The 10,812-nt window shown below is 74.6% G+C and carries 11 protein-coding genes; 3 read left to right on the top strand and 8 right to left on the bottom strand.

Annotated elements, in window-relative coordinates; all coding sequences use genetic code 11:
• Positions 1-131: 131 nt before the first annotated feature.
• The 5 genes from fabF to SM793_RS35375 form a co-directional block, all read right to left on the bottom strand.
• The gene (gene fabF, locus SM793_RS35395) at positions 132-1,397 is read right to left on the bottom strand and encodes a beta-ketoacyl-ACP synthase II (protein ID WP_320442446.1); all 1,266 of its coding nucleotides are present in this window, start codon (positions 1,395-1,397) and stop codon (positions 132-134) included.
• 143 nt (positions 1,398-1,540) lie between these two features.
• Positions 1,541-1,783 carry an acyl carrier protein gene (locus SM793_RS35390; RefSeq protein ID WP_030310143.1) on the bottom strand — a complete coding sequence of 81 codons (243 nt, stop codon included), beginning with the start codon at positions 1,781-1,783 and terminating at the stop codon, positions 1,541-1,543.
• 79 nt (positions 1,784-1,862) lie between these two features.
• Positions 1,863-2,897: a beta-ketoacyl-ACP synthase III gene (locus tag SM793_RS35385; protein WP_320442445.1), complete on the bottom strand. Its 1,035-nt coding sequence runs from the start codon at positions 2,895-2,897 to the stop codon at positions 1,863-1,865.
• Positions 2,894-3,841, bottom strand: coding sequence for an ACP S-malonyltransferase (locus SM793_RS35380; RefSeq protein ID WP_320442444.1), 948 nt, complete (start codon positions 3,839-3,841; stop codon positions 2,894-2,896). Before SM793_RS35380 ends, SM793_RS35385 begins: the two co-directional genes overlap by 4 nt.
• A gap of 90 nt (positions 3,842-3,931) precedes the next feature.
• The gene (locus SM793_RS35375) at positions 3,932-5,128 is read right to left on the bottom strand and encodes a helix-turn-helix domain-containing protein (protein WP_320442447.1); all 1,197 of its coding nucleotides are present in this window, start codon (positions 5,126-5,128) and stop codon (positions 3,932-3,934) included.
• 215 nt (positions 5,129-5,343) lie between these two features.
• Here SM793_RS35375 and SM793_RS35370 point away from each other — a divergent pair, with 215 nt between their 5' ends.
• Positions 5,344-6,120 carry a pirin family protein gene (locus SM793_RS35370; protein WP_320442443.1) on the top strand — a complete coding sequence of 259 codons (777 nt, stop codon included), beginning with the start codon at positions 5,344-5,346 and terminating at the stop codon, positions 6,118-6,120.
• A 91-nt stretch (positions 6,121-6,211) separates the two neighbouring features.
• Here SM793_RS35370 and SM793_RS35365 read toward each other — a convergent pair whose 3' ends face one another.
• Positions 6,212-7,045: a serine hydrolase domain-containing protein gene (locus SM793_RS35365; protein WP_320442442.1), complete on the bottom strand. Its 834-nt coding sequence runs from the start codon at positions 7,043-7,045 to the stop codon at positions 6,212-6,214.
• 116 nt (positions 7,046-7,161) lie between these two features.
• On the opposite strand from SM793_RS35365, the gene SM793_RS35360 reads away from it, so the two are divergent.
• A complete protein-coding gene (locus SM793_RS35360; RefSeq protein WP_320442441.1) occupies positions 7,162-7,617 on the top strand; it encodes a MerR family transcriptional regulator in 456 nt (151 codons plus the stop codon).
• Between the two features lie 9 nt (positions 7,618-7,626).
• On the opposite strand, the gene SM793_RS35355 is transcribed toward SM793_RS35360, so the two are convergent.
• Positions 7,627-8,217, bottom strand: a complete 591-nt coding sequence (locus SM793_RS35355) for a TIGR03086 family metal-binding protein (protein WP_320442440.1) — start codon at positions 8,215-8,217, stop codon at positions 7,627-7,629.
• 101 nt (positions 8,218-8,318) lie between these two features.
• Here SM793_RS35355 and SM793_RS35350 point away from each other — a divergent pair, with 101 nt between their 5' ends.
• Complete coding sequence (locus tag SM793_RS35350) at positions 8,319-9,311, top strand: helix-turn-helix transcriptional regulator (RefSeq protein ID WP_320442439.1); 993 nt, start codon at positions 8,319-8,321, stop codon at positions 9,309-9,311.
• Positions 9,312-9,371: 60 nt separating this feature from the next.
• On the opposite strand, the gene SM793_RS35345 is transcribed toward SM793_RS35350, so the two are convergent.
• Entirely contained in the window at positions 9,372-10,583 is a 1,212-nt protein-coding gene (locus SM793_RS35345; protein ID WP_320442438.1) for an alpha/beta hydrolase, read from the bottom strand.
• Positions 10,584-10,812 lie beyond the last annotated feature (229 nt).

Genomic DNA, 10,812 nt, shown 5'->3' with positions numbered 1-10,812 from the left:
GCCGCCCGGGGCGGCCGCGCCGGCGGCGGCCCCCCCCCCCCCCCCCCCCCCCCCCCCCCCTCCTCGTCGGATGCGGGTCCCAGTGCGGGTCCGGTGCCGTCCGGAAGTGGTCCGGCTGCGGACCCCCCGGGTCAGCGGGAGCGGAAGGCCAGCACCACGTTGTGGCCGCCGAAGCCGAACGAGTTGTTCAGCGCCGCGATCCGGCCCTCGGGCAGCGGGCGGGCCTCGCCGCGGACGATGTCCGCGTCCACGTCGTCGTCCAGCTCCTCGACGTTGATGGTCGGCGGGGCGAGCCGGTGGTAGAGGGCCTGCACGGTGGCGACGGTCTCGATACCGCCGGCGCCGCCCAGCAGGTGGCCGGTCATCGACTTGGTCGCCGAGATGGCGATGTGGTCGAGCTCCTCGCCCAGCTCCTTGCGGAGCGCCTTCAGCTCGGCGGTGTCACCCTGCGGGGTCGAGGTGGCGTGCGCGTTGACGTGCACGATCTCGGCCTTGTCGAGCTGGTTGCGCTCGAACAGGTCGGCCAGCGCGCGGGCCACGCCGGCACCGGTCGGCTCGGGCTGGGCGATGTGGTGGGCGTCCGAGGACAGGCCCTGGCCCACCGCCTCGCAGTAGATGCGGGCACCGCGGGCCTCGGCGTGCTCCACGGACTCCAGCACGACCACGCCGGCGCCCTCGCCGAGCACGAAGCCGTCCCGGCCCTTGTCGTACGGGCGGGAGGCGCGCTCGGGGTCGTCGTTGTTCTTGGACATCGCCATCATGTTGGCGAAAGCGGCGATCGGCAGCGGGTGGATCGCCGCCTCGGTGCCGCCGGCCACCACGACGTCGGCGCGGCCGTTGCGGATCATCTCGATCGCGTAGCCGATCGCCTCGGCGCCGGAGGCGCAGGCGGAGACGGGGGTGTGCACACCCGCGCGGGCGCCGACCTCCAGGCCGACGTTGGCCGCCGGGGAGTTGGGCATCAGCATCGGGACGGTGTGCGGGGAGACCTTGCGGGCGCCCTTCTCCTTCAGTACGTCGTACTGGTCGAGCAGGGTGGTGACGCCGCCGATGCCGGAGGCGATCACGGCGCCCAGGCGCTCCGGGGCCAGCTTGGAGGACTCGTCGGTGGCCGGGGTCTCGAAACCGGCGTCGGCCCAGGCCTCGCGGGCGGCGATCAGCGCGAACTGCGCCGAGCGGTCCAGCTTGCGGGCCAGCGGACGGGGGAGGATCTCGCCCGGCTCGACGGCGGTGCGCGCGGCGATCCGGACGGGCAGCTCGGCGGCCCACTCCTCGGTCAGGACAGCCACCCCGGAGCGCCCGGCGAGCAGGTTCTCCCAGGTGGTGGCGGCGTCGCCGCCCAGCGGCGTGAAGGCGCCGATACCCGTGACGACCACGGTACGGTTTTCAACGGTCACTGGATCTTCTTCTCTCACGTTCGTGCGGGGGGTCGGCGGCGGGCCGAATGTGGGCCCGGCCGGGCGCCCGGTGGGCGTCCCGGCCGGCGGGTCGGCCGACCCCGGGGAGTCGGCCGATCTCAGGCATCGACGGAGTCGACGGCTCAGGCGTTGGTGAGGATGTAGTTCACCGCGTCGCCGACGGTCTTCAGGTTCTTGACCTCGTCGTCCGGAATCTTGACGTCGAAGCGCTCCTCGGCGGCCACGACGACCTCGACCATGGACAGCGAGTCGACGTCCAGGTCGTCGGTGAAGGACTTGTCGAGCTCGACGTCCTCGGTCGGGATGCCGGCGATCTCGTTGACGATCTCGGCGAGACCTTCCAGAACCTCGTCCTTGGTAGCCATACTGGCTGCTCCTCTTCGGTGTTGAATGCGGCCGCCCGGCGGACGGACGCAGGTTTGTGGTGGATCGGGCAGAAAACGCCTAGGGGAGCGTAACGACCGCCGCGGCGTACACGAGACCCGCCCCGAACCCGATGATCAGTGCGAGGTCCCCGCTGCGGGCCTCACCGCTCTCCAGCATGCGTTCCATCGCGAGCGGGATGGAGGCCGCCGAGGTGTTCCCGGTCTCCGCGATGTCGCGGGCGACCGGCACCGACTCGGGCAGCTTGAGGGCCTTGATCATGGCATCGGTGATCCGCATGTTGGCCTGGTGCGGGATGAACGCGCCGAGCTGGTCGGCGGTGATCCCGGCGGCGTCCAGCGCCTGCTGGGCCACCTTCGCCATCTCCCACACCGCCCAGCGGAAGACCGTCTGACCCTCCATCCGCAGCGCCGGCCACCGGGTCTCCTCGCCGGCGCCGTTGATGGCGCCCTCCTTGGCGAAGGCGGTGTCCCAGAACTCGGTCTGCGAGATGACGTCCTTCTGCGAGCCGTCCGAACCCCAGACGACCTTACCGATGCCGGGGGTGTCGGACGGGCCGACGATCGCGGCGCCGGCGCCGTCGCCGAAGATGAACGCGGTCGAACGGTCCGAGGTGTCGGTCAGGTCGCTGAGCCGCTCCACGCCGATCACCAGCACGTACTCGGCGTTGCCGCCGCGCACCATGCCGTCGGCCAGGCCGAGGCCGTAGCCGAAGCCGGCACACGCGGCCGAGATGTCGAAGGCCGGGGCGGTGCCGCAGCCGAGCCGCTCGGCGATCTCGGTGGCGACGGCCGGGGTCTGCTTGAGGTGCGAGACGGTCGCGACGATCACGCCGCCGATCCGCGCCGGGTCGATCCCGGCCTGGGCGATCGCCTTGCCGGCGGCCTGCACCGACATCTCGGCGACGGACTCCTCCGGACCGGCCCAGCGGCGCTCGGCGATCCCGCTGCGCGTGCGGATCCACTCGTCCGAGGACTCGATCCAGGTCAGCACCTCGGCGTTCGGGATCACCCGGACCGGCCGGTAGCCGCCCACACCGTGGATGCGCGAGTACCGCGCACCGGTGACGGGGCGGATCTGGGGGGGGTTGCTCATGCCTGCTCCTGCTCCTGACCGCCGTGCTCCGCGACCAGGGCGCGGGCCTTGTCCAGGTCGGCGGGGGTCTTGAGGGCAAGCGTCGCCACACCCTTGAGGTTGCGCTTGACCAGTCCGGTGAGGGTGCCCGCCGGGGCGAGCTCGATGACGGCGGTCGCGCCCAGCCGCTGGAGGGTCTCCATGCAGAGGTCCCAGCGGACCGGGTTGGACACCTGCGACACCAGCCGGCTCAGCACCTCGGCACCGGAGGCGACCACCTGGCCGTCCTGGTTCGAGACGTAGGCGACCTCGGGGTCGGCGACCGTCAGGGTCGGGGCCAGCTTGGCCAGCCGCTCGACGCCGGGGGCCATGTGGGAGGTGTGGAAGGCACCGGCCACCTTCAGCGCGACCAGCCGGGCGCCGGCCGGCGGGTCCTCGCGCAGCGCGTCCAGCTGCGGCAGGGTGCCGGCCGCGACGATCTGGCCGCCGCCGTTGTTGTTGGCCGCGGTCAGGCCGTGCTCGGCCAGCTTGGCCGCGACGGCCTCGGCGTCGCCGCCGAGCAGGGCGACCATGCCGGTCTCGGTGGCCGCGGCGGCCTCGGCCATGGCCAGGCTCCGCTCGCGTACGAAGGTGAGGGCGTCGTGGGCGCTCAGCACCCCGGCGCCGGCGGCGGCGGTGATCTCGCCGACGCTGTGGCCGGCGACGGCGCCGACCAGCCCGCGGGCGGCGTTCTCGTCCGGGAACAGCGCGCGGGCGGTCACCAGGCCGGCGGCGACCAGCAGCGGCTGCGCGACGGCGGTGTCCTTGATCTCCTCGGCGTCCGCCTCGGTACCCGCGCGCACAAGGTCGAGCCCGGCGACCTCCGACCAACCGCGGAGGCGGTCGGCGACGCCGTCGAGCTCCAGCCAGGGGCTGAGGAAACCGGGGGTCTGGGCACCCTGTCCAGGGGCGACGATTACGAGCACGGTTCAACCCTCTCTCGCCAGGCGCCCGGGGGCGGGTAGGCGACGGTAACGAAGAAAAGCATCCGGGATTGTAAGGTCCCTACAGCGTGGTCAGCTTGACTCTCCGGTGGCCGTGAGCCGCCCCAGCGCCAGTGCGATACGCAGGGTGAAGGCCGAACGCACGTCGGAGGGAGCGTAGCCCGTGACGTCGGTCACACGTCGGAGCCGGTAGCGCACCGTGTTGGGGTGGACGAAGAGCATCCGGGCGGCGCCCTCCAGTGAGGAGGCCTGCTCCAGGTAGACACTCAAGGTCTCCAGGAGTGCCGAACCGGCCTCGTCCAGCGGTGTGTAGATCTCCTCCACCAGCTGGCGCCGGGCCGCCTGGTCGCCCGCGAGTGCCCGTTCCGGCAGCAGGTCGTCCGCCAGCACCGGCCGCGGGGCGTCCGGCCAGGCCGCGCAGGCCCGCAGGCCGGCCGCGGCGGCGTGCGCCGAGCGGGTCGCCGAGAGCAGGTCGGGCACGGTCGGGCCGACCACCACCGGACCGGCCGCGAACTGGCCGATCAGCGCCCGGGCCGCGTGCACCGGCTCCTTGTCGCCGCCCACCACGACCACCAGGCGCTTGCCCAGCACCCCGGTCAGCACGTGCAGCTTGGCGTACCGGGCGGCCCGGCGGATCGCCTCCACCACCAGCTCGCTGTCGCCGTCCGGGGCGGAGCCCATCACCACCCGGACCTGGCTGGGCTGGCCCCAGCCGAGCGCGGCGGCCCGGGACAGCACGCCCTCGTCGGCGTCGCCGGAGAGCAGCGAGTTGACCACCAGGGCCTCCAGCCGGGCGTCCCACGCCCCCCGGGCCTCGGCGGCCTGGGCGTACACCTGGGCGGTGGCGAAGGCGATCTCCCGGGCGTAGACCAGCACCGACTCCCGCATGTCGGCCTCGTCGCCGGGGGCGGCCACCTCCTCGATCGCCTCCTCCATCACCTCGATGGTGGTGCGGATCAGCTCGACGGTCTGGCGCAGGGTGATCGCCCGGGTCAGCTCGCGCGGCGCGGTGCCGAAGACGTCGGTGGAGATCGCCTGCGGGGCGTCCGGCTTGCGGTACCACTCGGTGAACGCGGCGATACCGGCCTGGGCGACCAGGCCGATCCAGGACCGGTGCTCCGGCGGCATCCGCCGGTACCAGCCGAGCTGGTCGTCCATCCTGGCGATCGCGGCCGAGGCGAGCTTGCCGGAGGACTTCTCCAGCCGCTTGAGGGTCGCGACCCGGCGCTCGGCGCGGTCGGCGGCGAGCCGGCGCTCCTGCGCGGTCAGGCGCGGTGCCGCCCGCCCGGGCCGGTCTCTCCCGGCACCGGACGTCGGGCCCTTCCCGTTTCTGTCGGGGGCGGTCGGATCGCTCTTGGAGTTCGCGGAGGCGGCTGGCACAGGGACAAGACTGCCTCACCGGAGTGACTGCTCGTGCACAGGCCCCGGCGGACGGGCGGGGTGGTGCCGGTCACACCCGCCGGGGCCGGCACTACGGTGGGGCCGTGACCGATGCCCCAGCCCGTCCCAGGGCCGATCTCCGCCGTACCGCCGAGCGTTACCTCTCGACCCCTGCCGAGGGCGTCGAGACCCGGCACGCGTTCTCCTTCTCCGGGCACTACGACCCGAGGAACACGCACTTCGGGGCCCTGCTCGCGTGCAACGAGGAACAGCTCGCCCCCGGCGCCGGGTTCGACGAGCACAAGCACCGGGACACCGAGATCCTCACCTGGGTACTGGAAGGCGCACTGGCCCACCGGGACTCGCACGGGCACAGCGGGGTGGTGCGGCCCGGCATGGTCCAGCACCTGGGCGCGGGCTCCGGCGTCAGCCACACCGAGCGCAACGTCGGCGGCGCGGACGGCCCGGTCCGCTTCGTCCAGATGTGGCTCCAGCCGGACGTCCTCGACGCGCCGCCGGTGTACGGGCTGCGCGGGGTGGAGCGGGCGGCCGACGGATTGACGCTGCTCGCCTCCGGGCTGGCGCGGGACGCCGGCACGGAGGCGCTGCGGCTGCGGCGCGGGGACGCCGCCCTGTGGCTGGTGACCGCCGGGCCGTGGCGGCCGCTGCCGGCGCTGCCGGCCGCCGCCTACCGCTACGCGCACCTGACGGCGGGCTCGCTCGGCTACCGGACGGTGCCCGGGCCGCAGGGCGGCGGCCGTTCGATGGCGCCCGGGGACAGCGTGCGGATCACCGGGGACGCCTTCGCGGCGCCGACGGCCGGCGGGACCGGCGCGGAGCTGCTCCTGTGGGAGATGCACTCGCCGGTCTCGTACGGCTGACGGCGCCGCTGCCGCCGTACTGCCCAAGTCCTGCCTTGTGCTGCCCGTACCGCCTGGTGTTGCCCCCCCGTGCAGCCTCGTACTGCCGCCGTCAGCCCCGGAGTTCGGCGAGGACGGCGTCGGACAGCACCGGCCAGACCTCGGCGGCCCACGGGCCGAAGTCGAGGTCGGTGAGCGCGACGCAGGCCACCCCGGCCTCCGGGTCCACCCAGAGGAAGGTGCCGGACTGGCCGAAGTGCCCGAAGGTGGCCGGGGAGTTGGTGGTGCCGGTCCAGTGCGGGGCCTTGCCGTCGCGGATCTCGAAGCCGAGGCCCCAGTCGTTCGGCCGGCGGTGGCCGAAGCCGGGCAGCACGCCGCCGGTGCCCGGGAAGGCCACCTCGCGGGTCGCCGAGCGCAGGGTGCCCGGGTCGAGCAGCTTGGGCGACTGCAGTTCGGCGGCGAACCGGGCGAGGTCGGCGACCGTCGACAGGCCGCCGGCCCCGGCCGGGGTGCGGTGCGCGGTGTTGATCAGGGTGGCGTGCATGCCGAGCGGCTGGAACACGGCCTCGGCGGCGTACCGGCCGAACTCGATGCCCGCCGCCTCCTCCAGGGTCCGCGCCAGCACGTCGAAGCCGGCGTTGGAGTAGAGCCGGCGGTTGCCGGGCTCGGCCATCACCCGGTGCTCGTCGAAGGCCAGGCCCGAGGTGTGGGCCAGCAGGTGCCGGACGGTCGAGCCCTCGGGCCCGGCCGGGTCGTCCAGCTCGAAGACGCCCTCCTCGACCGCGACCAGCACGGCGTACGAGGTGAGCAGCTTGGTCACCGACGCCAGCGGGAACAGGTGCTCCTGCGGCCCGTGCGTACCCACCAGCGCGCCGTCCGCGCCCCGTACGACGGCCGCCGCCGCGTGCGGCACCGGCCAGGTCTCGATCTTCCGCAAGCTCTCCATGGAGCCGACTCTAACCGGGCGGCCCGGGCCGCCCGCCCGGCCGGGGTGGCAGGCTTGGTCCGACCGCACTCCACGGCGCCGGTGGCGCCGGCACGTCCAGCACCGGGGGAACCGACATGACCGTACTGGCAGCGATCGAGGCCGGACTGCGCACCTGCGGCGAGGTGTTCCGGGACCCGGTCGGCGCGCCGGACCGGTCGGCGCGGCACACCATCGGCGAGGTGTCCGCGGCCAGCGGGCTGACCGCGCACACCCTGCGCTGGTACGAGCGGATCGGCCTGCTGGACCCGGTCGACCGCTCGGCCTCGGGCCAGCGCCGGTACAGCGACGCGGACCTGCACCGGCTGGCCTTCCTCGGGCGGCTGCGGCTGACCGGGATGCCGGTGGCGGACATGCTGCGGTACGTGGAGCTGGCCCGCCAGGGCGACCGGACCTCCGCCGACCGGCGCGATCTGCTGCTCGCCCACCGGGAGGAGGTGCGGCAGCGGATCGCGGACCTGCACGCGACGCTGGCCGTCCTCGATCGCAAGATCGACCTGTACGACGGCCGCGTCGCGCGCTGGGAGCCGTGAGGCGGGGCCTCAGACCTCCCGGCCGAGGTACGCGGCGAGCCTGACGTAGGGACCGGCCTCGGCGGGGGCGGGCCGGACCGGGCCGAACGGCACGGCGCCGCCGCGGGGTTCGGCCGGCAGCACGGCCAGGGCGGTCCCCAGCGCGGCCTCGGCCAGCCGCTCGTCCAGCCGCTCGTCCAGCGGGGGGTCGGTGTCGAGCGCCCGGGCGATGTCCCAGGCGTGGGTGACGGTCTCCAGGATGTAGCCGCCGAGCGCGGCCCGGCCGGGCACCTCGCCCCAGGGCGCGAAGGTCGGGCGGTCGAGCTTGGCGTCCTCGGCCCAGGCGGCGGTCACCCGGGCCCGGGCCCGGCCGAGCGCGGCCGGCCAGCCGTCGTCGGGGAGTTCGCCGGTCGCCGCCGCGACGTCCTCGCACCGGCCGCCCTCGCCCATGTAGGCGAGCCGGTGGATGCCGCCGACCACGTGGCCGAGCAGTGTGCGCAGGTCGTACGCGGTGCAGGGGGTGGGCCGGTCCAGGGTCTCCGGGGCGGCCTCGGCGATCAGCTTCTCCAGCTGGTCGAGGGCGAGCAGGTACAGCGGGCGCGGGTCCTGGGTGGCGTCCATGGGAACTTTCAACTCCAGTGGTGCGGAAGGTTTTGCGGTACGGAGGCAATCTCCCGGTAAAACCTGACAAGCGCCGTCATGTTTTCTGGGATCCTCGGGGCATGAAGGCCGACCGCCTGCTCTCGATCCTGCTGCTGCTCCAGACCCGCGGCCGGGTGCCCGCCACCGAACTGGCCGAACGGCTGGAGGTGTCGGTCCGCACCATCTACCGCGACGTCGAGGCGCTCTCGACGGCCGGAGTGCCCGTCTACACCGAACGCGGCCGGCACGGCGGCATCAGCCTGCTGCCCGGCTACCGCACCGATGTCAGCGGCCTGACCGCCGACGAGGCGCGCGCCCTGTTCGTGCTGTCCGCCCAGGGCGCGCACAGCGACCTCGGGCTGGACGGCGCGCTGGGTTCCGCGCTGCGCAAGGTGATGGCCGCGCTGCCCGCCCCGCACCGGCCCGGCGCCGAGCGGATCAGCGAGCGGATCCTGGTCGACCCGGCGCGCTGGCTCCAGGCCGGCGCCGCGCCGGGGCCCGACCTCGGCGAGCTGCAGTACGCCGTGTTCGCCGACCGGCGCCTGCGGCTGCGCTACCGGCACAGCGGCTCGCCCGCACCGGCGGAGTACACCGTGGACCCGTACGGCCTGGTCAGCAAGGCCGCCGTCTGGTACCTGGTGGCCGATCTGCGCGGCGAGCCGCGGCTGTTCCGGGCCGACCGGGTGCTGTACGCGGAGACCGCCGAGGAGCCGGTGCGCCGACGGCCGGGGGTGGGGCTCGGCGAGGTCTGGACGGTGCTGCGCGAGCAGGTGGAGCGGCTGCCGAAGGAGTTGACGGTGAAGGTGCGGGTGCGGCGCGGGCGGCTGGACATGTTCGTCCGGATCCACGGCACCCGGCTCACCGCGCCGCCGCCGGAGACCGGGGGCGGCGCGCCCGAGGAGTGGGTCGAACTCGCGCTCGGCTTCCAGTCGTTGCCGGCCGTGCGCGCCCTGCTGGCGTTCGGCGCGGACGCCGAGGTGCTCCACCCGCCGGCCGCCCGCCGGGAGATGGCCCGTACCGCCGCCGACGCCGTCCGGCTCTACCAGGAGGCGCGTCGGCCCGACCCGGCCTGACGCCGGGCCCGGCAGGGACCCAGGAGGCGGGATGCCCGGCGTCGCGCGCGGCGGGAGTCGTCAGGCCTCGGGGGCCGGGCGGAGTACGTCCTGGTCCCTGCCGAGGGCGACGGCGGCGAAGTTGTGCAGGCTGTCGGTGCCGGTCGCGAAGTAGCCGTTGTGGCCGGAGGAGCGGGCCGAGGAGAGCCGCTCGGAGCCGAAGTCCACCGAGGTCGGGTCGGCGCCGTGGCCGAGCCCGCCGACCTCCAGGTACGGCACGTTGCCGATCCAGTCGGTCTCGTTGCGGGTCGCCCAGACCCGCACCCCGCCGCCCAGCTCGGAGCGGCTCTCCACGCCCATGCCGGGGGAGCCGAAGACCACCAGGTCGGTGACCCCGCCGGTGTCCGTCGGGGAGGCGCCCGCCCGGGGGATGTCCGGCGCGGCCGTGCCGCAGACCACCGAGCCGTAGGAGTGGCAGAACAGCGCGGGCGGCGCCTGCGGGCGGGTGGTCTCCTTCAGCCCGGCGAGCAGGCGGCGCAGCCGGGGCGCGCCGACGTCGGCGAGCCGGGAGGTGACCGCGTCCGGGCCGAGGCCAGAGGGGGTGACGTAGCCGGTCCAGGCGACGACGGCGGTGCGGGATCCCGGGGCCTGCCGGTGCTCCTCCTCGTACAGCGCGCGGGCCATCCCGGCGGGGGAGCGGAGCGGTTCCACGGCCTGGTCGAAGTGGCCGAGGTCGGCGTCCGAGCCGGGGACGAGCACGGCGATCCGGTCGGCGGTCCCGAGGTCGCCCCAGACCTCGGTCAGCAGGCCCCGGCCGCGCGGGTCGAAGGCGAGGATCTGCCGGCCGGTGGCGAGCAGGCTCTGCACGTCGTTGGCGCGGGAGACGGCCAGCGCGCGCTGGTCCTGGTCGAGCTCCGGATCGGCGGCGCGGGCCCGGGCGTGGTCGCGCTCGGCGGCCAGCGCCACCCGGTTGGCCCGGTAGCGCAGGGCGAGCGGCGCGCCGTCGTAGTTGCCGACGACCAGCGGGTAGGCCGCGACCAGCCGGTCGGTCTCGGCCGGGGAGAGCCGGTCGAAGAACTCGGCGGCGGCGGCCGGCGCGGTGGTGGCCGGGTCGGGCAGGTCGTGCCCGTAGGAGTGGTCCTCGACCCAGGCGGCGCTGCCGGCCGGCGGCGTGGAGATGGCCAACTGCTCGGTGGCGGCGGCGGCCTGGGCGGCGGCCGCACCGGCGTCGGCGAGGACGGCGGCGCCCGCGAAGGCGCCGATCAGGACGTGCTTCCACCGTCGACGGCGCATCGTCTCAGCTCCCAGAGAGTCCCGTCACCGATCCCGGACGGGGCCCGAGGGTGGTACGACTGCCAACTTCCAGCGCAAGCCTAGGGGCCCGGAGCGGCGCCAGGACCACCTTAAACTGTGGGATGGATCACATGAACCTCGGGTGTCCCGGAAGGGTTTCGGTCGTTCACGCGGAAATCGGCGGGGGGGGGGGGGGGGGGGGGGCCCCCCCGGCCGCGCCCCCCCCCCC

It is taken from the genome of Kitasatospora purpeofusca (assembly GCF_034043715.1).
Classification (GTDB): domain Bacteria; phylum Actinomycetota; class Actinomycetes; order Streptomycetales; family Streptomycetaceae; genus Kitasatospora; species Kitasatospora purpeofusca_A.
Note: the sequence above shows the minus strand (reverse complement) of the source record. Positions and strands in the feature narration are given on the sequence as shown.